This is a genomic window from Bradyrhizobium sp. Ghvi (assembly GCF_900115265.1).
Taxonomy (GTDB): Bacteria; Pseudomonadota; Alphaproteobacteria; order Rhizobiales; family Xanthobacteraceae; genus Bradyrhizobium.
This window is the reverse complement of sequence record NZ_FOVU01000005.1, coordinates 144,466-166,293: the sequence shown is the minus strand read 5'-3', so window position 1 is coordinate 166,293 and position 21,828 is coordinate 144,466. Positions and strand designations below refer to the sequence as shown.

Sequence of the window (21,828 nt, the reverse complement as noted above, 5' to 3'; positions counted from 1 at the left end):
CCCCACCGGGGAGAGGTCGGCGCGTAGCGCGGGGTGAGGGGGCGCAGGTCCATCGAGGGAGCGAAACCCCTCACCCGAATGGCTGCGCCATTCGACCTCTCCCCTTGGGAGAGGTGAACCGACTGCGCCGCGCTTGCCTGATCCTCACGCGCCATAGTCAGTGCCCCAGATAAACTTCAATAACCTTGGGATCGTTCTGCACCTTCTCCATGGTCCCCTCCGAGAGGATCTGCCCCTGATGCAGCACGGTGACCTTGTGCGCGATGTCCTCGACGAATTTCATGTCGTGCTCGATCACCAGCACCGATCGGTTCTTGATGATGCGATTGAGCAACTCGGCCGTCTTGGCGCGCTCGGAGACGCTCATGCCGGCGACCGGCTCGTCCAGCATCAGCAGGTCCGGATCCTGGATCAGCAGCATGCCGATCTCGAGCCATTGCTTCTGGCCGTGGCTGAGCAGATCGGCGCTCATGTTCAGCTTGTCCTTCAGAAAGATCATCTCCGCCACCTCATGCACCCGATCCCGCACGGCGGCATCGCGGGTGAAGGTCAACGCGCCGAACACCGAGCGTCCACGGGGATAGGAGATCTCCAGATTCTCGAACACGGTGAGATCGTCGTAGATCGAGGGGTTCTGGAACTTGCGACCGACGCCGGCCTTGACGATCTCGTTCTCCTTCATCCGCGTCAGCTCCTTCCCGCGGAACTGGATGGACCCCGACGTCGCTTTGGTCTTGCCGCAGATCAGGTCGAGCACTGTGGTCTTGCCGGCCCCATTGGGACCGATGATGACGCGAATCTCGTTCTCGTCGACATAGAAGGAGAGATCATTGACCGCCTTGAAGCCGTCGAACGACACGGTGAGAGCCTCGACCGCGAGCAGGAATTCCTTGGGCTGGTGTCCTATGAGCATGATGTCTCCTCACTCCGCCGGAGCGCCGTCGGCGACCGAGCTGTCGGTCCAGCCGTCTGGTTTGCGTTTACGCGAGGCGATCAGGCGATCGATGCGCGGCTGCACATAGTCGCTCCAGATCCCGGCAAGGCCGTTCGGGAAGGCGAGCACCACGGCGATGAACAGGCCGCCGAGACCGAACAGCCACAATTCGGGAAACGTCTCTGAAAGACTGGTCTTGGCGAAATTGACCAGCAGCGTGCCGTAGATCGCACCAAGGATCGACAGCCTACCGCCAACCGCGGTGTAGATCACCATTTCGATCGACGGCACGATGCCCACAAAGGACGGCGACATGAAGCCGACGTTGAGGGCGAACATGGCGCCGCCGATCGCGGCGAACATTGCGGCGATGGAGAAGGCGAAGATCTTGAAGTTCGCGACACTGTATCCGGAGAAGCGGACCCGGTCCTCCTTCTCGCGCATCGCCACCAGGATGCGTCCGAGCTTGGCGTGCCGGACGAATTGCGCGATCATGATGCAGACGAACAGGCAACCGACCTCGAAGAAATACAGCATGATCTTGGCGTGATCGGGCCTGATGTCCCACCCCTTCAGCGTGCGCAAATCTGTCATGCCGTTGATGCCGCCGGTGTAGCCCTGTTGGCCCACGATCAGGATGGTGAGGATCGCCGCAACCGCCTGGGTAATGATGGCGAAGTAGGTGCCGCCGACGCGGCGCTTGAACATTGCGGTGCCGATGATCAGCGCAAAGATGCCCGGGACCAAAACGATGGCGGCAATAGTGAAAGTGAGGCTGTGAAACGGCTTCCAGAAGAACGGCAGCGCGGTGAGCTGATTCCAGTCCATGAAGTCGGGGATGCCGGGCGTCGACTGGATCTTGGTGTTCTCCACGCTCGATGCTTCGAGCTTGAGAAACATCGCCATGCAATAGCCGCCGAGGCCGAAGAATACGCCCTGACCAAGGCTGAGAATGCCGCCATAACCCCAGCAGATCACCAGCCCCAACGCGACGAAGGCATAGGTCAAATATTTTGCGACCAGGTTGAGCCTGAAGACATCGAGCGTGAGCGGCAGCACCACCACCAGGAATACCGCGAGCACCAGGATCCCGATGAGCTCCGATCGATTGAAGAACCTGTTGTCGGTCATTGCATCAGCCTCACATTCTCACTTGCGGACCTTGAGGGCGAACAGCCCCTGCGGCCGCAGCATCAGGATTCCGACAACGGCGAGCAGCGTCAGCACCTTGGCCATCGAGCCCGACATGAAGAACTCGAGGGTGGATTGCGTCTGCGAGATCGAGAAGGCCGAGGCGATGGTGCCGAGCAGGCTTGCAGCGCCGCCGAACACGACCACCAGGAACGTGTCGACGATGTAGAGCTGGCCCGAGGTCGGTCCGGTCGAACCGATCATGGTGAAGGCGCTGCCCGCGACGCCGGCGATGCCGCAGCCGAGACCGAACGTGTAGCGATCGACCTTTTCGGTGTTGATGCCGACTGCGCCGGCCATGATGCGGTTCTGCACCACGGCGCGCACCTGGCGGCCCCAGCGCGATTTGAACATCACATAGGCAACGCCGATGGTGATCAGCACCGTCAGGCACATCACGAAGACGCCGTTGATCGGCACTTCGATGCTGCTGGTCACCTGCAGCGAGCCGAGCATCCATTGCGGCAGCTCGACGCCGACCTCGCGCGCGCCGAACACGGAGCGATAGGCCTGCTGCAACATCAGGCTGAGACCCCAGGTTGCGAGCAGCGTGTCGAGCGGACGCTTGTAGAGATGTCGTATCAGCACCCATTCCACCAGCATCCCCAGCGCACCCGAGGCGAGGAAGGCGAGGATCATGGCCAGGAAGAAGTAGCCGCCGAACAGACCAGGCATATAGGTCTGGAACAGATTGGAGGTCATCCAGGTGACGTAGGCCCCAAGGATCATGAACTCGCCGTGGGCCATATTGATGACGCCCATCTGGCCGAAGATGATCGCGAGACCGAGCGCCATCAGCACGTAGACAGAGAACAGGATCAGTCCTGCAAAACCCTGCATGACGAAGATGGAGCCAAGATCACCAAGCGAGTAGTCGCCGAACATCGATGTCCTCCGTCAGGGAATAGGGCCCCGCGTCGCGCGCGAGTGCGCGACGCGGGGGTCGTGGGCATGGACTTGCAATCCACGCCAGGGAGCAGCTTGAGCTCGAGGGAGGCTGCGACGAATGCCGCGACTTACTGGTAGCCCTTCGGGAACGGATCCGGCTCGACGAGATCGGCGGTCTCGTAGATCAGCTCGAACTGGCCATCGAGCTTGGCGCGGCCGACGCGGGTCTTCGACCAGAGGTGATGGTTCTCGTGGATGCGCACATAGCCTTCCGGCGCGCCCTTGAACTCGACGCCGGGGGAAGCCGCCGCGATTTTATCGACGTCGAAGGAGCCGGCCTTCTCGACCGTCAACTTCCACAGCCACGGACCGAGATAAGCAGCCTGGGTGACGTCTCCGATCACGGTCTTTTCGCCCCACATCTTCTTGAACGCGGGCACGAAGGCCTTGTTGTTCGGGTTGTCGAGCGACTGGAAGTACTTCATGCAGGCATAGGCGCCCGCGATGTTCTCGCCGCCGATGCCGTCGATTTCGTCCTCGGTCACCGAGATGGTCAGCAGCGGCTGCTTGGCGAGGTCGATACCGGCGGCCTTGAGCTGCTTGTAGAAGGCGACGTTGGAGCCGCCGACGACGTCGGTGAAGATCACGTCGGGCTTGGTCAGCTTGATCTTGTTGATGACCGAGTTGAACTGGGTGTTGCCGAGCGGATAATACTCCTCGCCGACCACCTTGCCCTTCAGCACGTTCTCGACATGCTTGCGCGCAATCTTGTTCGAGGTGCGCGGCCAGATGTAGTCGGACCCGATGAAGAAGAAGGTTTTGGCGCCCTTCTCCTTGGCGATCCAGTTCAGGCCGGCGAGGATCTGCTGGGTAGCTTCCTGGCCGGTGTAGATCACGTTCTTGGACTGCTCGAGACCTTCGTAGAAGGTCGGGTAGTAGAGCATGCCGTTGTACTGCTCGACCACAGGCAGCACCGCCTTGCGCGAGGCCGAGGTCCAGCACCCCATGATCGCCGCAACCTTGTCGTTCACGAGCAGCTTCTTCGCCTTCTCCGCGAAGGTGGGCCAGTCGCTGGCGCCATCTTCCTGGATGAACTTGATCTTGCGACCGAGCACGCCGCCGGCGGCGTTGATCTGCTCGATGGCGAGCTTTTCGGCCTCGATCGAGCCGGTTTCGGAGATGGCCATGGTACCGGTCGCAGAATGCAGGATGCCGACCGTCACCTCTGTGTCGGTGACGGCAAGGCCGGTGGTGTTGACCGCCGAAGTCGCCGGGGCCTGCGCAAACGACGCCCGCGGCAGCATCGTGATGGCCGGGACGGCCGCCATTCCCACCAATAGTTTGCGCCGGAGCGGCGACAACAAGCCCTTGTTGGTTTCGTCTGACATGAGCACCCCACTGTTTGTTCGAGGACACGCGATTGGTGTCGTGAGGATGGCTCGAATTTGTGCACCGCAAGCATACGCAAGATCGCGTATACTGCACCGCAAAATACCGACGTAGGCTTTTGGTACGGGATTTGCGAGGGCTCCGGGTCCGTATCGGGAGTGGGGTAAAGCGTGGCAGGGCGGCAGCGAATAGACCGCGTCAGGCGCCAGTACAATCAATGGGTCGCCAACCAGACGCTGGAAGACTACGCGCTGCGCTTCACCGCCAAGAGCGCGCGACGCTGGTCCGCCGCGCGCGTCGCCAACACCGCCATCGGCGCAATCTCCTTCCTGGTGCTGGAGGCGATCGGCGGCACCATCACCCTCAACTACGGCGTGACCAACGCGGCATCTGCAATTCTCGTCGTCTCCGCCATCATCTTCTGCTGCGGCGTTCCGATTGCCTACTACGCAGCCAAATGCGGCATCGACATTGACCTGCTCACGCGCGGAGCCGGCTTCGGCTATATCGGCTCGACCGTCACCTCGCTGATCTACGCCTCCTTCACCTTCATCTTCTTTGCCATCGAGGCCGTGATCCTGGCGACCGCGCTGGAGATGTGTCTCGGTATCCCTCGCCCGATCGGCTATCTCATCAGCGCGATCGCGATCATCCCGCTGGTGACCTACGGCATCACGCTGATCAGCCGCTTCCAGCTCTGGACCCAGCCGCTCTGGATCATCCTGCACATCCTGCCCTTTGCCGCGATCGCATGGGCGAGCCCGCACTCTTTCACGGAATGGCACAAATTCGCCGGCGAGCACGGCGATTCCGGCGGCCATTTCGATCTGTTGCTGTTCGGCGTCGCATCCTCCGTCGTATTCTCGCTGGTCGCGCAGATCGGCGAGCAGGTCGACTTCCTGCGATTTCTGCCGCGCGACCGCCGCACCTCCAAGGCCTCGTGGTGGATCGCGCTGATGTCCGCAGGACCAGGCTGGATCGTGCTCGGTGCGGTGAAGCTTCTGGCGGGTTCGTTTCTCGCCTTCTTTGCGCTGAGCCACGGCGTGCCGCCCGAGGAAGCCGCCGAGCCTGCGCATATGTATCTCGTGGCGTTTCGCTACGTGCTGTCGGATCCGGATCTTGCACTGGCACTGACCGGCTTCTTCGTGGTGCTGTCGCAGATCAAGATCAACGTCACCAATGCCTATGCCGGCTCAATCGCCTGGTCGAATTTCTTCTCGCGCCTGACCCACAGCCATCCCGGACGCGTGGTCTGGCTGGTGTTCAACGTGATGGTGGCGCTGCTGCTGATGGAGATCGGCGTCTACAAGGCCCTGGAGCAGACGCTCGCGCTCTACTCCAACGTCGCCATCGCCTGGGTCGGCGCGCTGGTCTCCGACCTCGTGATCAACAAGCCGCTGGGCCTGCGTCCGCCGCAGATGGAGTTCAAGCGGGCGCATCTCTACGACATCAATCCGGTCGGCGTCGGCGCGATGACGCTCGCGATCATCGTCTCGATCGCGGCATTCTACGGCCTGTTCGGCCCGACCATGAAGGCGCTCGCCGCCTTCGTCGCGCTGACCGTGGCCTTCGTCACCGCGCCCATGATCGCCTGGCTCACGGACGGAAAATTCTACATTGCCCGCAAGCCGAAGCGGAGCTGGGCCAATATCGAGGCAATCCAGTGCTGTATCTGCGAGCACAGCTTTGAGCCCGAGGACACCACCTCCTGCCCGGCCTATGCCGGCCCGATCTGCTCGCTGTGCTGCTCGCTCGACGCCCGCTGCCACGATCTATGCAAGCCCCATGGACGGGCGCAGGTGCAGTTCTCCGAGGCACTCGGAAAGATCCTGCCGCAGCCGATCTATCAGCGCATCAACTCGCAGTTCGGCCACTACATCGGCGTGTTCGTGGTTTCCGCAGGCCTCGTGGCGCTGGTGCTTGGGCTAATCTACCTGCAAACATCAGCAAGCGTGCACGGCGAGAACGCGCTGGTCTCCAACGTGCTGTGGAAGGTGTTCTTTTCGCTCAGCATCATCATCGGCGTGGTCGCCTGGCTGTTCGTGCTGGCACAGCAGAGCCGCCGAGCAGCGGAGGCCGAGACGCGGCGGCAGACTGCGCTCCTTATCCAGGAAATCGACGCGCACAAGCGAACCGACGCCGAGCTGCAGCGCGCCAAGGAGGTCGCCGAATCCGCCAACCTCGCCAAGAGCCGCTATGTGGTGGGACTGAGCCACGAGCTGCGCTCGCCGCTGAACGCGATCAGCGGTTATGCGCAACTTCTGGAGCAGGATGCGACGCTGAACACCAAGCCGCGCGACCAGGTTCGTGTCGTCCGCCGCAGCGCCGACCATCTCTCCGGCCTGATCGACGGCATTCTGGACATTTCCAAGATCGAGGCGGGCAGGCTCTATCTCTCCCGCGACGAAGTCCGCCTGAGCGAATTCCTCGATCAGCTGGTCGGCATGTTCCGCCTCCAGGCCGGCGCCAAGGGCATCGATTTTGTCTTCAGGCGGCCGGCAACATTACCGAGCGTCGTCTATGCCGACGAGAAGCGGCTGCGTCAGGTGCTGATCAACCTGCTCTCCAACGCCATCAAATTCACCCAGACCGGCAGCGTCCAGTTCGTCGTGCATTACCGCAGCCCGGTCGCCGAGTTCGAGGTGATCGACACCGGACCCGGTATCCAGAGCGACGATCTCGAACGCATCTTTGCGCCGTTCGAGCGCGGCGCGCTCGGGGTCTCGCAGCCGCAGACGGGCACAGGGCTGGGCCTCACCATCAGCCGGTTGCTCGCCGGCGTGATGGGCGGCGACATCAAGGTCACCAGCACCGTCGGCCGCGGCAGCACATTCAAGGTGAAGCTGCTGCTGTCGGAGGTCACCAATCCCCGGCGCACCGCGCCGGTGGAGGCGCCGGTCTCGGGCTATCATGGCGCACGCAAGACCATCCTCATCACCGACGACGACCCTGTTCATCGCGATCTCCTGCGCGAGGTGCTGACGCCGCTCGGTTTCATCCTGCTGAGCGCCGCCGACGGCCCCGGCTGTCTTGCATTGGCGCAGCATTGCCGGCCCGATCTATTCCTGCTCGACATCTCCATGCCTGGCATGGACGGCTGGACGGTGGCGGAACAGCTGCGCGCAACAGGCCACCACCAGGCTCGCATCCTGATGGTGTCGGCAAGCGCGCTGGAGGCGCATGGCGCACCGCTCGCACAGCCATTCCATGACGGCTATCTCATGAAGCCGATCGACATTCCGCGATTGCTGGAGACCATCAGACAATTGCTCAAGGTCGAATGGCAGTACGGCTCGGAGGAGACGGTCGTGCCGCTGTGGCGGCCGGAGAGCGGCTCGCGGCCGCCGGTCAGGCACATCGAGGCGCTGATCGGGCTCGGCCAGATCGGCTACGTCAAAGCCATCCAGCTCAAGCTCGACGAGATCGGCAGCGAGCATCCTGAACATGCAGATTTCGTCGCCGAAATTCGATCGCTGGTCGATCGCTTCGACCTTGATCAGTACATGACAACATTGAAAACACTGCATGCTTATGAGCATTGAGCCGAAAAAGCGCGACGTCGCGCTCGTTGTCGACGACTCGCCGGAGACCTTGAGGCTGCTGACCGACGCGCTCGACGGCGCCGGAATGACTGTGATGGTGGCGCTCGACGGCGCCAGCGCGATGCGCATCGTCGACCAGATCACGCCCGACATCGTGCTGCTCGACGCCGTGATGCCTGGTCTCGACGGTTTCGAGACCTGCCGGCGGCTCAAGCGCGACGCGGAACTTGCCAATGTCCCTGTCATCTTCATGACGGGCCTGGCCGAAACCGAGCACATCGTGCGCGGGCTGGAGGCCGGCGGCGTCGATTACGTGACCAAGCCGATCGTGATCGAGGAGATGCTGGCGCGCATCCGCGTCCATCTCGGCAATGCGCGGCTGACCCAGAGCGCCCGGGCCGCGCTGGACGTCTCCGGCCGCTTCCTGTTCGCGGTCAACCGCCAGGGCCACATCCTTTGGGCAACACCGCAGGCACAGAAGCTGCTGGCCGATCATCACGGCGCGCAGGCCGATGACTTCGTGCTGCCGCCATCGCTGCTGCAATGGCTGGAGCAGGCGAAGGGCAGAGGCAGCGCGAAGTCGCAGGCAGCGTCCCTACCCGACAATCCGCAGCTCCGCATCTACTACATGGGCGAAACCGCGCCGAACGAGTTTCTGCTTCGGCTGTCCAAGGAAGCCGGCACGGCGCTGCCGCCGGAATTTACCAGCGAACTCGGCCTCACCACGCGCGAGGGCGAGGTGCTGGCCTGGCTTAGCAAGGGCAAGACCAACCGCGACATCGCGCAGATCCTGGGGTTGAGCCCGCGCACCGTCGACAAGCATCTGGAGCAGATCTACGCCAAGCTCGGCGTGGAGAACCGGACCGCAGCGGCGGCGATTGCGACGAACGCAAGCCGGCGCAATTCATAAGAGTGCATCTTTTAATGAAGCAACGCTCCCAATCGGAAGGATTGCTGTCGTGGAGACGTTGCCATTTGCAAAGCCGAACCAAACGCCGATTTTGCGCTGCATCATTACCAGTGCCACGAACGCTCAATTTTTGAGCGTGCAACCACGGCGGAGCTCAGGCTTAATCGCGACAACGTCGAATCGTGTTCGCCGATAGTGGGCAAGAACACCAGCATGTGGCGGAGGATCGGATGCGATGGCTCGCGCAGCTCACTCTGCTGGCGTTCGTCGCTACGCTGACTAGCTCGGCGCTCGCTTTCGATAGCGGACAATACGACAACGTCTCGCCTGACATCCGCTCGTGGTTCAAGGCGGTCACGGCGCCGAACGGCGTGCCGTGCTGCGACATGTCGGACGGTCATCGCACTGACTATGATTATCGCGAGGGCGCCTACTGGGTTCCAATTGAAGGACAGTGGATGGTTGTGCCCGAGCGAGCCGTCATCCGCAATCGCGGCAATCCGGTCGGTCAGGCCGTGGTGTGGTACGTACATCACCGCGGCATGATCATCATCAGCTGTTTTGTGCCAGCCGACGCCGTATAGATCGTCGAATTGACAGTCGGCGAGCGTGCTCGCCAGCGCTCAACGTGGACTCATTATTCGCATTGAGGTCCGACGGCTGTTTGCTACCGCGAGCACCTTACCGAGTTCGCATCTGCTTCTTTTGGTGCGCTAAGCCAACACCGGGCACGCCCCTCACAAGACCCGCTCACATTGGCACCAATGGGATTTTTCTTGATCTCCCGGTGCACACGTCGTGCACACGCAGCCCAGCAACAATTGAAACACTTGAATTTTCGTTCCAATCCATCATGGGCAAGCTTGAGCTAACTAGCACCGGGCGAAGCCAATGAAGAGTGGTCCATTTTGCGCCATAACAGGCAACCGCGATCTCAGGAACAATTGCCCGCGCCGCATCGACGGTGGCGCGGGTCTCGCTGGCCACGCTCGACCAGATCTCGACCAAGGTCTGCGCCACCTTCCAGCTCCGCAACAGGCCGGCGGCCGGACCGCGCGCCTGTGCTTCCCTTCATTGGTGTCGGCTTGCCGACGACATTGTCGGACATCCGACAAAGGATCACCCTCCTGCCGGCACAAGATGCCATCACTCGCTACGGCCAAATGAGCTGCGATGCTGCGCGCCTCGGAAAGGTCCCGCGTTCTTAGGCTAATCGCAATCAGCGCAAGTTCTCTCCCCGGTTTTCTTGAGAAGCCGCCGACGCCATCAGTAAACCGCGCCACGCCTGAAGACATGTTGGACCACGCGCACGTAGATACTCCTGTGGTACAGGCGCGTGATACAGTCGCGAGACAATTCCCCAGCCAAATCCGGCGAATTGCATTATTTCAAGGGGTTAGAGGCTGCCTGGCTGGGGCGGGAGGGATCGAACCTCCGAATGGCGGAATCAAAACCTGCTTGATTATTCAACGATTTCAACGCGCGTTTGGAAAAAAGCACAGAATTGTGCCTCAGCAACATCAATAGGTTGGCGGTTGTTTCCAAATGAAGTGGGCTCGGAGACGGGCGCAGATTTAGCAGCCACGGCACCCGTTCTCTAGCAACCCCTCAGCGATAGGCGATGACGCCGGGTAAGTTCAAATCCGGGAGGCGCAACCACCGATACCGACATTCGGTTCAGGTTGAGATCTAACCGATTGTTTTTTCGTCATTTTTAGCACCCGACGTCGAGCCACTTGCGCTTTGCGGGTTAAGTTCTCCAGTACGTGCCTCCGTCTCCCTGTTCCGAAGCTACGGTTTGCGCGGTGACTACGGATAACATCAGGCCTGTCCGGAACGCCTTCGTCTCTGAATGCTACAGTTCATCCAGCTCATCGTGCCCTGGGAATGAACCCCGGCACACCGGTCTCGACCACGGCATTGAACCGGACGCTTGTGGTGATGCGGTTCCGAATCTCCTCCATGGCGTCTTCAGGAAGGGCCGAAATGTCAAAGCTCTCCTGGATACGCTGAGGTTTGGTCGATGTGGTCAGGAAAGCGGTGCCGCGCTGGACGGCCCAGGCCAGGGCCACTTGAGCCGGTGTCTTGTGCACACGCTGCGCGATGGCTGTAATCACCGGGTCGGCCAGCACGCTTGGCTCCATGGCGTGTCCAAGCGCCGCGAACGCTTGCAGCACGATCCCATGCTCGCGGCAGAACTCGAGCAGGTCCCATTCGGGGAGATATGGATGCGATTCGACCTGCACCATGGCAGGCCTGATCCGTGCGACCGCAACGATCTCGCGCAGCTTCTCCAGTGTGATGTCCGATAGACCGATCGACTTGCAGAGACCATCGTCGACGAGGCGCTCCAGTGCACGCCATGTCTCCAGCAACGTCACGCCTCTGTCATAGATTACCCGGCCGCGATCGTCCCTTGGATCCTGTTCGTCGCCGGGTTGAAAGGCAAACGGTGTATGGACGATGTAGCAATCGATCGTATCAAGTTGCAGCCGGCGGCGGCTCGCGTCGAAGGCCGGCTTGACGCGCTCGGGACGGTGATTTGTGTTCCAGAGCTTCGTGGTCACGAACAGATCCTCTCGCCGAAGCGTTCCCGCCTCGAAGGCGTCCTGGATGGCTTCGCCTACCGCTGCCTCATTGCGGTAGCGTTCCGCGCAATCCAGATGTCGAAATCCCGCTTCCAGTGCTGCCCTGGTGGCCTGTTTCGTTGCGTTCTGATCCGGAATGAGTGTGCCAAATCCCGCAGCGGGAATTGTCCCGGATTCGTGGGTGGAAATCCTCGTGTAGCGGAGCGCATTGGATGTCGTCATGTTCCTGCTTCCTTGTTTAGGCTCGGCCGCCGCAGATGCGGCGTCCGCCGAGTGCGACAGACTGAGGCTGTTCGATGCGGTGTCATCTCACCATTCCACGGCCCTCAACCTGCCGGGCGCGGTTTCCGCAGAAAAAGCACGAGCGGGCTCACGACGAGCATGGCGAACATTAGAATCTTGAACTGACCGATGACCGCGACGACAGCCGCCTGGTGGGTAACCATGCCGTTGAGCGCTGCAAGGCCGGGCTTGGCGATCGATCCGGCGACATGCGCGGCGGTCCGGTAAGGCATGAGGTTCTTAGCGAGCGCGACATGCATGGCCTGGGTGTTGCCGTAGAAGAAGATCTGCACCACGGCGATGCCAATCGTGCTGCCATAGAGCCGCGACAGGTTGATGAGCGCACTGCCTTCTGGACGGAGCTTCGGATCGAGCGTACTGAACGCGGCTTTGGCGAGCGCCGGAATCACCATGCCGAGCCCCACACCTTGGAGGAAGCCGGCCTCGGCCACCGCGCGCCAATCCATCGCTGGTGAATATCCGAGCATCAGCCAATTGGCGTAGACCACCAGTGCCATTCCGCCAACCAGGAACGGGCGGTAGTCGACATGCGCCGGAACTAGGCTCGTCAACAGCACCCCTCCCACGAGCGCAACACCCCGCGGGATCGTCATGTAGCCCGTGGTGTCGACAGGGTAATTGAGCAACTCCTCCAGCATCGGCGAGGTCAACGCCAGGGTCGGCAGCAGGACTAGGCCCACGGCAAAGGAGATCATCGTTGAGAGGACGAGATTGCGGTCCCTGAACAGCGCCGTGCGGAGAAAATGCTCCTTAGTCGTCATGACGTGCACGACGAACAGATAGAATCCAAGAACGGAGACGACCGCCTCGATCCAGATTTCCATGGAGTCGAACCATTCCAGGCGCTCGCCGCGGTCGAGCAGCACTTGCAGGCCGATCATGCCGAGCGAAAAGGTCGCCAGCCCGAAAAAGTCGAAGGGTTGCCTACGCTCCGCCCTCTTCTCGCTAAGCCAGAACGCCATCGCGAGAAATATGAATGCCGTCATCGGCAGGCTGAGATAGAAGATCGAACGCCAGCCAAGATATTCACTGAACCAGCCGCCGATACTCGCTCCGCTGCTGATGCCGAGCAGGGAGCACACCGTCCACGCCAGGCTCAGGCGGGCATGCCGCGTGGGTGGCTGCACCTCGAGCAGGATCGCCAGCGAAAGCGGCGCAAGCGGGCCGCTTGCAACTCCCTGGACGATCCGGGCGAGCACGAACTGCACGGACGTCGTCGCCAGCGTATCCAGCACAAGACCTAGCGCGAAGATGACGAGGGAGAATTGGTAAACCGATTTCCGTCCATAGCGTCCCGCAAGCCAGCTCGTGACCGACATGGCTACGGCGCTTGCCGCGATATAGGAGGAAAACGCCCACCCGACCTCGTCATTGGCCATCGAGAGCGTTCCCTGGATATGCGGTAGCGCCGCATTGGGCAGCGAGATGTTGACGGCCTGCATGTAGGTCGCCATGAGAGCCGCGAGCGTGATGGCGCGATCGCCAGCCGCAGCAGCCGTCGATGGGACGACGGCACTCATCTTAGCCCCGCTGCGTAGGTCGGCTGCAGTAGATGGCGCAAGCTGCCGCGATAGCCGGTATCGACCCGCGCGGTGACACTGATGCCCGAAAACAATGGCCTGCTCGCATCAACGTCATCGAGCTCGAGACGCACCGGCAAACGCTGGACGACCTTGACCCAATTTCCGGTCGCGTTCTCGGGCGGCAGCACCGAGAAATCTGATCCGGTGCCGGGACTCATGCTGACGATGTGCGCCCTGAATTTGCGATCGGGATACGCGTCGACATCGATCGTCGCCTCCTGACCCGGACGCATATGGGTCAGCCCTGTCTCGCGAAAATTCGCTTCGATCCAAACGTGACGGCTCGACAGCAGTGAAAACACGGGCGTTCCCGCATTGACGAAACCGCCGATCTGCAAATCGTCGACCCTGGTGACGACACCGTCGTCGGGCGCCGTCACCGTCGCATAGGAAAGATCGAGCCGGGCACGGTCGAGCTGTGCCTTGGCCGCACGAACCGTCGGATGGCGATTGACGTCGATGTCCGGATCGCCGTCCAGCGCCACGACCGTGCTGGCGATCTGCTGCTCAATCGACGAAATACGCTGGCGCGAGACTTTGAGATTCGTCTCGGCTCGCTCGAAGACCGCACGCGGGGTAAAATCGGAGGCGACCAGCATCTTCTTGCGGTCGTACTCGCGCTCGTCGAAGTCGGCTGAATCCCTCGCCGACTGCAGCTCGGCCTGTTGCTGGCGGTAGGTCGCCTTGAGCCCCTCAATCTGGAGGCGCGCGCTTCCGAGCCGCGCCTCCGCCTGGTCGACTGCGATCTGGTAGGGCTCCGGGTCGATCCGGAACAGGACCTGGCCCTGCCGGACACCCTCGTTATCGTGCACGGCGATCTCAACCGCTTGGCCGGAAACTCGGGCGTTGACGGTCACTTTCGCGGCCCGAACGAACGCGTTGTCGGTCGAGACGTAAGGTTCTTGCACGAGATACACGGCAGCTCCGAGCAAGGCCACCACGACAGGCAGCACGAGCATCAGGGGTCGGCGCATCCGCTCCAACAGGCTCCTTCGGGGTAGCGCGACAGCGCGCTCGGGCGGCGGATCGTCAACGGTTCGATCGAATCTCGCCTCGGCCGCGGCCTCGTGAAACTCTTTGCGGTCGCCCTTCGAGCCGGCGACTGGCAAAAGATCTAACCGCATGGAAAGCCCTCACCTCAATCATATTTCATAACGGTCGTTATAATTATTGCACCCCGGCGCGGTAATCAAGGGGCTCCGGGTTGTTTTTTATAACGATTGCTATAAATATAACGTCAGCACGCAACGACCGAGATTTTGACATGCCCCGACGAAAGAGCGAAACAGCAGCGGCCGCTCGCGGGCGGCCGCGCGCCTATGATGCAGAGGCAGCCCTCAAGCAGGCGACGGAGACCTTCTGGAGGACCGGCTATTCCGGCACCCCGCTGGACAAGATCGCGGCCGCAACAGGAATGAGCCCGCCGAGCCTCTACGCGGCATTCGGCAACAAGCACGCGCTCTATCTCGAGGCTCTCGCACGCTATTGGGAGATGACCCAGGCTGCGACGCGCGAGGCCCTCGCGGGGGACCGTCCGTTGGCCGAAGCGCTGATGCTTGCTTATGAGGCGGCGATGTCCTTCTATTTTTCGCGCAAAGGCTCCGCGCGCGGCTGCTTTGTGATCGGGACAGCGGTAGCCGAGGCGGTCGAAGATGCAGAGATTCGGAAGAGTGTTGCCGGCGGGCTCCGCATGCTCGATGCCGACTTTGAAGCCCGCCTCCGGACAGCACGCGAGAGGGGCGAACTGAAGCAGGATGCCGATCCAGCGGCGCTTGCGGTTCTCGCGTCCGCCACGATGCATACCATCGCCATCCGCGCCCGTGCTGGCGCTCGCCTGCCCGAGCTGAGGGAGATCGCGCGGAAAGCGACGAGTGTAATCTGCGGATGTCCAGTCGAAGCCGACTGAGCCGCAACGCATTGTCAGGCGTCGAACGAATGCGAAGGAGGTGAATGTCGAAGCCATCGCCCTTGATTTCGCCGCACGCTCCTTCGGTTGAGCTGACATCATCGCGGCATACTCCTGTCCGAGGGAGCGTCGTCCTTCTGCACGAGCCGTGCGGGCTCGTCGTACCCGGCGCGACTGCTGTAAAAGACCAGCGCCATCAGGCCGAAGCCGACAGCAAGAGAACAAGTCACGCCGATTACCAGTGCAATATATCCCGACGCAGGAACATCAGCTCCGGCTGCGCTCGTCCAACCCAGATAGCAAACGAAGACAGTACCGACGAATAGTGTGAGGAGCACGGCGACGACGAACCAGCCACCTATTCCCATCGACCGCATCGAGATGGCGATTGAATCAGTCGTCGCGGTCGGCTTTGCGGGCACGCGCAGCGCTTTGATAGTCTCGGGTGCAGACCCGTGGAGATTCATGTAGGGCTTCATGCTCATTCTCCCTTAGTTCTTTGCAAACCAATAGTGCGCCCCGTCTGCATCGAGGTGATCGGGCCTCTTGAGCATCAGGCCAGCCGCCAGCGCGACGATCAGTGCCACGCCCAGCGCGTAAAAGGTGTCGCTAAAGGCCAGGATGAAGGCCTGCTTCTGGATGACCTTTCCGATCGCGACGTAGGCGCGGTGCGCGGCGTCGATGCGGTCGATCGCGCCATGGCTGATGAAATATTCCGTGAGCTGATCCAGCCGGGTGCGGGTCGCCTGCTCCATCACCGACACCGACGGCGAGAGCACATTGGAGTGATATTGCTCGCGCTTGGTCAGCAACGTCTGCAGTACGGCAATCCCGATGGCGCCGCCGAGCTGGCACATCATGCTGAACAACGCAGACGCGGACCCGGCATTCTCCGGCTCGATTCCGGCAGTTGCTCGTGATTTCCGAGCGCTACTGCGTCGAGAGCGCCCTCTCATAGTGACAACCGAAATCTGCCGATGACGTCGGGATCAGGATCAATTCCAAGACCTGCGCCCCGAGGCACGGAGATCCTGCCGTGCTTCGGGCTGAACGCACGGCCGTAGATGGCGGCTTCGAGATCGAACCGGCGCCACTCGATCATCGAATCGGCGGTCCCCAGCGCCGCGGTCGCGTGGATTGCGGCCAGCAGACCGGGACCGTCGTAGAACGAGTGCGGCATCACCTCGGCGTTGTGGACAGCCGCGAGCGGGAAGATTTTGCGTAGCTCGCTGATGCCCCCCATCTTGGCCGGACTCGGCTGAACGAAATCCACAGCGCCCGCCGCCAGCAGGCGTTCGAAATCCATCAACGTGTAGACGTTCTCGCCGGCCGCGATCGGGATTCCTGTCGCGCTCCGCAACTCGGCGAGGCCAGCAACATTTTCCGGAGGCCACAGTGGCTCCTCGAGCCACTTCGGACTGATCGTCTTGAGATCATCGGCGATGGCGCGCGCTTGCGTCAGCGTCCAGGGACAGTTGACGTCAAGCATCAGCTCGACGCCGGGGCCGGATTCGTCACGTGCCGCCCGGATCGCAGGGAGCTCGATCTCGTGCAGCTTGAGCATGCCGAATCCGGCCTCGATCGCCTGCCGCACGCTGGTCCGGACAAGAGGAGGATCGGAATAGCGGACCAGACTCGCATAGCAGGGCAGGTCGGCCGCGCCGCCGCCCAGAAGCTGGCACAGCGGCATATTGGCGGCCTTGCCCGCGATATCCCAAAGGGCGATATCGAGGGCTGAGATGGCGAAAGCCAGCGCACCGCCGCGTCCGAAGACATGCAGCTTCTTCTGCACGTCCAGCATCAGCGGCGCGATCCGCGTGGCGTCCTGGCCGACGCAAAGCGGCGCGACCAGTTGGTCAATCGCGATCTTTGCGGAAGCGACCGCGCGAAAGCCGAAGGCTTCCCCCCAGCCGACCACACCCTGGTCCGTCGTCACACGGACGAGGAGCGAATCCGCGGCTGGTAGGTTGCTGTCGCCCCATGCCGATGCATCGGACACAGATCCCGCCTTGAACGGGATGCGCAGCGGAATGGACTCAACGCAGGTGATGATCATCTTCCATGTCCTTCCACATGCTCCGCGCCGGACGCGCTGGCCGGAGCGCGCCTACTCACGCGTGCTGGTGACGCGGATCGTCGTGAGCGTCGTGATATTCGAGGCCGAGCGGGCCGATGGCTGAGACCTGCGTGACGTATTCGCCGGACTTCGCCCAATGGAAATGCCAAGTATCGCCGGGCAACACCACGACGCTGCCGGGCGGATAGGCCTTCATCTTGTCGGCATCGAAGGACTCGCCGAGCCCGATGTAGAAGACGCCGGACATGACCGTGTAGATGCGGTCCTCCGGATGCTTGTGCGGCATCAGTTTGGTATCGCCAGGCACCTTCACCCGGACTACATAGGGTCCGGGTTCGGAAGGATGGCCGACCATCACGGCCAGCCGCGCTCCCGGTGGAAATGCCGGGAATGCCTCCCAGTCGATCTGTTCGGGCAGGATCGCCTTGAAGTCGGCTTGATCGGGCTGATGTTTGGCTGTCATGGCATCATCCTTCTGAGGTCGACCAGACGAGCTTCGCGTCCAACGTGATCGTTGCGTTGAGAACCTTCGACACCGGGCAATTCTTCTCGGCCTCGCTGGCAATGCGGGCAAACTCGGTGTCGTCGAGATTCGGCACCCTGCCGCGAAGAGTGAGGGCCGACTTGCCGATGCGGAACCCCTTGCCTTCAGGTTCGAGCGTGACGGCGGCTTGAGTCGAGAGCTCCGTCGGCTTAAAGCCCGCAACTTGCAGGCCGAAGGCCAGCGCCATGGTAAAGCAACCGGCATGAGCGGCCGCAATCAGCTCTTCGGGATTGGTCCCCTTCTCGTTCTCGAAACGTGTCCTGAACGAGTAAGGCGTCTCGGCGAGTACGCCGGACTCGCTGGACAAATGACCGCTCCCGTCGCGGCCGGTCCCATGCCAAACTGCTGTAGCCTTGCGGATCATGTCACTTCTCCTTGCCGGTTAGGCGGTTCGTTCCCGTTCACGCCTTGAGTGCGCCGGTGTCGATCGGCATCCTGCGGAGCCGTCTTCCGGTAGCGGCAAAGACCGCGTTGCCGATCGCGGGGACGATGCCCGATGTGCCGGCCTCCCCCATTCCGCCGGGTGGCTCGGCGCTCTTCACGACGTGCACCTCGACGGCAGGCGCCTCGTTCATTCGCAGAATCTGGTAGGTGTCGAAATTGGTCTGCTCGACCCGGCCATTCTTGAGCGTGATCTCGCCGTAAAGCGCGGCGGTCACGCCGAACATGACACCGCTCTGGATCTGCGCCTGCACCGTGTCGGGATTGACCACAGTGCCGCAATCCATCGCGCAGACCACACGGTGGACACGAACAGAGCCGTCCTTGGCGACCTCAACCTCGGCGATCTGGGCGAGATAGCTCCCGAATGCGTGTTGCAGGGCAATGCCGCGGCCGCGCCCTTTCGGCAGCGGAGCACCCCACTCGGCTTTTTCTGCCGCCAGATCGAGCACGGCCTTCGCCCTCGGATTGTGATCGAGCAGCGCACGGCGATAGGCTAACGCATCCTGCTTCGCCGCCGCCGCCAGTTCATCGATGAAGCTCTCCGTAACGAAGACGTTGTGCGAGGGACCGACGCTGCGCCAGAACGCCGTCGGGATGCCAGGCGGTTCGACGCGAACATACTCGACGTGGAAGTTCGGCAGCTCATAGACCAGGTCGATCGCGCCTTCGGTCGTGTCGGGATCGAGGCCGTCCTTGAAGGCGGGCGGAAGCCAGCGGGCGATCACCGAAGAACCGGCGAAGCGATTGACCCACGCCACCGGCTTGCCGTCCTTGTCGAGGCCGGCTGCGATGTGATCGACCCAGTACGGACGATACATGTCGTGCTGGATATCCTCCTCACGCGTCCACACCACCTTCACAGGACCATCGACCTGCTTGGCGATCTCGACGGCCCGCACCGCGCCATCGGCCTCGAGACGTCGGCCAAAGCCGCCGCCGATGAGGTGATTGTGAATGACCACTTTTTCGACTGGCAGGCCGGCGGCTTTCGCCGCCATGGCCTGCACACGCGCGATCGCCTGGGTGCCGACCCAGATCTCGCATTCGCTGCCGCGGAAATGCACCGTGCAATTCATCGGCTCCATGGTGGCGTGCGCCAGGAACGGCAAATGATAGCTCGCTTCGACCCTCGTCGCGGCGTCCGCCATCGCCTTCTCGGCGTCACCAATCTTCTGGGCGACTGCTCCCGCCTTCAGCGTTGCCTGCTCCAGCTCGCGCGCGATGTCCTGCGTGCTCAGAACGGCGTGGAGACCTTCGTCCCACTCGATCTTGAGTGCCTCGAGGCCCTTTTTCGCGGCGCCCATGTGATCCGCGACGACAGCGACGGCATCGTCGAGTCGGACGATCTGGCGCACGCCTCTGATTGCCCTGGCTGCGCTGTCGTCCACGCTCTTCAGCCGGCCGCCGAACACGGGCGACTGGACAAGCGTTGCGATCTTCACGCCGGGCGGGCGAACATCGATGCCATAGACCGCGGTGCCGTTCACCTTCCCGGCAGCATCGAGCCGTTTCGCCGGAGTCCCGATCAGCTTGAACTCCTCCGGCCGCTTCAGCACGACGTCCTTCGGAACCGGCATCTGCGCGGCCTCGGCGGCAAGCTCGCCATAACGGAGGTGCCGACCGCTGGGCGTGTGAATCACCTCGCCGTCGTCCGCTCGGCACGACGCAATTTCGACGCCCCAGCGCTTGGCAGCCGCCGAGATCAGCATGATCCGCGCCGTCGCGCCGGCTTCGCGAAGCGGCTTCCAGGCACCACGGATGGCATTCGAATTGCCGGTCGCTTGCACGCCCAGCAGCGGATTGGCATAGAGCTTTTCGTTCGGCGGCGCGTGCTCGAGACGAACCTGCTTCAGAGCGACCTCCAACTCCTCCGCGATCAGCATCGGGATCGAGGTGTAGGTGCCCTGCCCCATCTCGACATAAGGCATGGTCAGCACGACCTGTCCGTCGGTGCCGATACGAATGAAGGCGTTCGGCGCGAAGCTCTCGGCACTAACAGCCTTACCTTCGCCGAACGGTAGGCTAAAGCTCAGGATCAGCCCGCCGCCGGCCATGGCGCTGTTGACGAGGAAATTGCGGCGCGACAGGTCGGCATATGATGCGGTCGGCGCGATACGATGGTGAATCATGGTCAGCCCTCCCTCGCCGGCGATTGCGCGGCAAGCTTGATTGCCTCGCGAATGCGGACGTAAGTTCCGCAGCGGCAGATGTTGCCGCTCATGGCATCGTCGATGTCTGCATCTGTAGGATGAGCGTTACCGGCGAGTAGAGCGGAGGCCGACATGATTTGCCCGGACTGGCAGTAGCCGCACTGCGCGACCTCATGTTGCAGCCATGCCTTTTGTATCTTGGCGCCCGCGGCCGTCGAGCCGACCGCCTCGATCGTAGTGATCTTCGAATCACCAACGCTATCGATCGTAGTAATGCAGGAGCGGACGGCAGAGCCGTCGAGATGCACGGTGCAGGCACCGCACAGCGCCATGCCGCAGCCGAACTTGGTGCCGGTCATGCCGAGCACGTCGCGCAACACCCAAAGCAGCGGCGTATCGCCATCGACATCGACGCTGCGCAGAGTTCCGTTGATCGTGATATTGTAGGCCATGCTGCCTCTCCTCGGTTTTTCGCAACCGGCGCGGCTCACGGTCGCGCCGTGGCTTTTGTTGCCGGATCCTCCTCAGTCGCCGAGTTGGCCGACGTGGAAGCCGAGCCGGTTTTCGACGTCGCCGGCCCGATGGAAACCCCGCGCCATCAGCGCCTTGATCCTGTTCTGACTGGCGGGACGGCCGAGCGAAGCCAGAAACGCGTCCCATTCGGGCCGAATCTCCAGGTCGGCAGGCAGGCTTGCGACGTCGACGAGACGCTTCGTCTCCGCAATAGCCTCTTTGTCGAACGACGCGATGCGCATCGCGAGCGCCTCGACGAAACCATCGAGCTCGGCGTCTGGCAGCGACCGATTGACGTAGCCGTAGCGCTCGGCCAGATCGCCACGGACATCGTCGGCGCCGAGCAGCACTTCGAGCGCGCGTCCCCGGCCCATCAGACGCGGCAATCTCGCCATCGGGCCGCCGCCGGGTACCAGGCCGGCGCCAACCTCCCATTGCGACAGGATGGCCTTTTCGCGGCTCGCGAAACGCATGTCGCTCGCGAGGGCCAGTTCGCTGCCGACCCCGGTCGCGCGGCCGCGGATCGAAGCAATGGAGACCGCTGAGGCGCGGCTGAGACGCACGAGCATGTCGGGAAGTGCCTGCAGTCCAGTCGGTCCGGGCGGGATGCTCAGGGAATCTTCGAGTGGCGCGAGGAAGTCGTAGTGCGTGATGAAAAAACCCTCGACGGCACTGTCGAACACCACGACCTTGAGCTCCGGATCATTCTCGATCGCGGTGATCACGTTATTGAGCAACGGAAGCTGCTTGGGGCCGAAGATGTTCACCGGGGGTATGTCGAAAGTGACGCGCCAGTAGGTCGGCAGGCGACGCTCGAGTCGGATCTGATCGCTCGCAAAGCTGCGTTCGGGACGATTCATGATATG

Annotated in this window: 18 protein-coding genes and 2 pseudogenes; 4 read left to right on the top strand and 16 right to left on the bottom strand. The window is 62.2% G+C overall.

The genetic code is table 11. The features are described 5' to 3' along the window. Nucleotides 1-157: 157 nt before the first annotated feature. The 4 genes from urtD to urtA all read right to left on the bottom strand — a co-directional run bounded on the left by urtD (nucleotide 158) and on the right by urtA (nucleotide 4,401). A complete protein-coding gene (gene urtD / locus BM374_RS20135; RefSeq protein ID WP_057749908.1) occupies nucleotides 158-913 on the bottom strand; it encodes an urea ABC transporter ATP-binding protein UrtD in 756 nt (251 codons plus the stop codon). A 9-nt stretch (nucleotides 914-922) separates the two neighbouring features. After that, a complete protein-coding gene (urtC, locus tag BM374_RS20130; RefSeq protein WP_092295357.1) occupies nucleotides 923-2,065 on the bottom strand; it encodes an urea ABC transporter permease subunit UrtC in 1,143 nt (380 codons plus the stop codon). Nucleotides 2,066-2,083: 18 nt separating this feature from the next. Then, on the bottom strand, nucleotides 2,084-3,010 hold the full coding sequence (gene urtB / locus BM374_RS20125) for an urea ABC transporter permease subunit UrtB (RefSeq protein WP_092295354.1): 927 nt from the start codon (nucleotides 3,008-3,010) through the stop codon (nucleotides 2,084-2,086). A 131-nt stretch (nucleotides 3,011-3,141) separates the two neighbouring features. Then, entirely contained in the window at nucleotides 3,142-4,401 is a 1,260-nt protein-coding gene (urtA, locus tag BM374_RS20120) for an urea ABC transporter substrate-binding protein (protein WP_092295351.1), read from the bottom strand. 171 nt (nucleotides 4,402-4,572) lie between these two features. Here urtA and BM374_RS20115 point away from each other — a divergent pair, with 171 nt between their 5' ends. The 3 genes from BM374_RS20115 to BM374_RS20105 all read left to right on the top strand — a co-directional run bounded on the left by BM374_RS20115 (nucleotide 4,573) and on the right by BM374_RS20105 (nucleotide 9,438). Next, on the top strand, nucleotides 4,573-7,944 hold the full coding sequence (locus BM374_RS20115) for a hybrid sensor histidine kinase/response regulator (RefSeq protein ID WP_092295348.1): 3,372 nt from the start codon (nucleotides 4,573-4,575) through the stop codon (nucleotides 7,942-7,944). Further along, complete coding sequence (locus BM374_RS20110; RefSeq protein WP_244552649.1) at nucleotides 7,928-8,854, top strand: response regulator; 927 nt, start codon at nucleotides 7,928-7,930, stop codon at nucleotides 8,852-8,854. Before BM374_RS20115 ends, BM374_RS20110 begins: the two co-directional genes overlap by 17 nt. 230 nt (nucleotides 8,855-9,084) lie before the next feature. Next, nucleotides 9,085-9,438, top strand: coding sequence for a hypothetical protein (locus tag BM374_RS20105; RefSeq protein ID WP_092296895.1), 354 nt, complete (start codon nucleotides 9,085-9,087; stop codon nucleotides 9,436-9,438). A gap of 334 nt (nucleotides 9,439-9,772) precedes the next feature. Here BM374_RS20105 and BM374_RS37965 read toward each other — a convergent pair. The 4 genes and pseudogenes from BM374_RS37965 to BM374_RS20085 all read right to left on the bottom strand — a co-directional run. Continuing rightward, nucleotides 9,773-9,916: pseudogene (locus tag BM374_RS37965) on the bottom strand (ModD protein); the annotation flags it as partial. Between the two features lie 809 nt (nucleotides 9,917-10,725). Continuing rightward, nucleotides 10,726-11,664: an aldo/keto reductase gene (locus tag BM374_RS20095; RefSeq protein WP_092295339.1), complete on the bottom strand. Its 939-nt coding sequence runs from the start codon at nucleotides 11,662-11,664 to the stop codon at nucleotides 10,726-10,728. 104 nt (nucleotides 11,665-11,768) lie between these two features. Further along, nucleotides 11,769-13,265: an MFS transporter gene (locus BM374_RS20090; protein WP_092295336.1), complete on the bottom strand. Its 1,497-nt coding sequence runs from the start codon at nucleotides 13,263-13,265 to the stop codon at nucleotides 11,769-11,771. Next, nucleotides 13,262-14,452 (bottom strand): HlyD family secretion protein, encoded by a 1,191-nt coding sequence (locus BM374_RS20085; protein ID WP_092295333.1) that lies wholly within the window; start codon nucleotides 14,450-14,452, stop codon nucleotides 13,262-13,264. The genes BM374_RS20090 and BM374_RS20085 overlap by 4 nt, the downstream gene beginning before the upstream one ends. 140 nt (nucleotides 14,453-14,592) lie before the next feature. On the opposite strand from BM374_RS20085, the gene BM374_RS20080 reads away from it, so the two are divergent. Next, nucleotides 14,593-15,234 carry a TetR/AcrR family transcriptional regulator gene (locus tag BM374_RS20080; protein ID WP_092295330.1) on the top strand — a complete coding sequence of 214 codons (642 nt, stop codon included), beginning with the start codon at nucleotides 14,593-14,595 and terminating at the stop codon, nucleotides 15,232-15,234. A 98-nt stretch (nucleotides 15,235-15,332) separates the two neighbouring features. On the opposite strand, the gene BM374_RS20075 is transcribed toward BM374_RS20080, so the two are convergent. The 8 genes and pseudogenes from BM374_RS20075 to BM374_RS20040 all read right to left on the bottom strand — a co-directional run bounded on the left by BM374_RS20075 (nucleotide 15,333) and on the right by BM374_RS20040 (nucleotide 21,822). Beyond that, a complete protein-coding gene (locus tag BM374_RS20075; RefSeq protein ID WP_244552648.1) occupies nucleotides 15,333-15,713 on the bottom strand; it encodes a hypothetical protein in 381 nt (126 codons plus the stop codon). Nucleotides 15,714-15,725: 12 nt separating this feature from the next. Beyond that, nucleotides 15,726-16,148 (bottom strand): annotated as a pseudogene (locus BM374_RS20070) (EmrB/QacA family drug resistance transporter); the annotation flags it as partial. 38 nt (nucleotides 16,149-16,186) lie between these two features. After that, the gene (locus BM374_RS20065) at nucleotides 16,187-17,290 is read right to left on the bottom strand and encodes a mandelate racemase/muconate lactonizing enzyme family protein (protein ID WP_092295327.1); all 1,104 of its coding nucleotides are present in this window, start codon (nucleotides 17,288-17,290) and stop codon (nucleotides 16,187-16,189) included. A gap of 55 nt (nucleotides 17,291-17,345) precedes the next feature. Further along, entirely contained in the window at nucleotides 17,346-17,774 is a 429-nt protein-coding gene (locus tag BM374_RS20060; RefSeq protein ID WP_092295324.1) for a cupin domain-containing protein, read from the bottom strand. Between the two features lie 4 nt (nucleotides 17,775-17,778). Continuing rightward, nucleotides 17,779-18,219 (bottom strand): OsmC family protein, encoded by a 441-nt coding sequence (locus BM374_RS20055; protein ID WP_092295321.1) that lies wholly within the window; start codon nucleotides 18,217-18,219, stop codon nucleotides 17,779-17,781. A 37-nt stretch (nucleotides 18,220-18,256) separates the two neighbouring features. Then, nucleotides 18,257-20,428 carry a xanthine dehydrogenase family protein molybdopterin-binding subunit gene (locus BM374_RS20050; protein ID WP_092295317.1) on the bottom strand — a complete coding sequence of 724 codons (2,172 nt, stop codon included), beginning with the start codon at nucleotides 20,426-20,428 and terminating at the stop codon, nucleotides 18,257-18,259. Between the two features lie 2 nt (nucleotides 20,429-20,430). Continuing rightward, the gene (locus BM374_RS20045; RefSeq protein ID WP_092295314.1) at nucleotides 20,431-20,901 is read right to left on the bottom strand and encodes a (2Fe-2S)-binding protein; all 471 of its coding nucleotides are present in this window, start codon (nucleotides 20,899-20,901) and stop codon (nucleotides 20,431-20,433) included. A 72-nt stretch (nucleotides 20,902-20,973) separates the two neighbouring features. Continuing rightward, nucleotides 20,974-21,822: an enoyl-CoA hydratase/isomerase family protein gene (locus BM374_RS20040; RefSeq protein WP_092296889.1), complete on the bottom strand. Its 849-nt coding sequence runs from the start codon at nucleotides 21,820-21,822 to the stop codon at nucleotides 20,974-20,976. Between the last annotated feature and the right edge of the window lie 6 nt (nucleotides 21,823-21,828).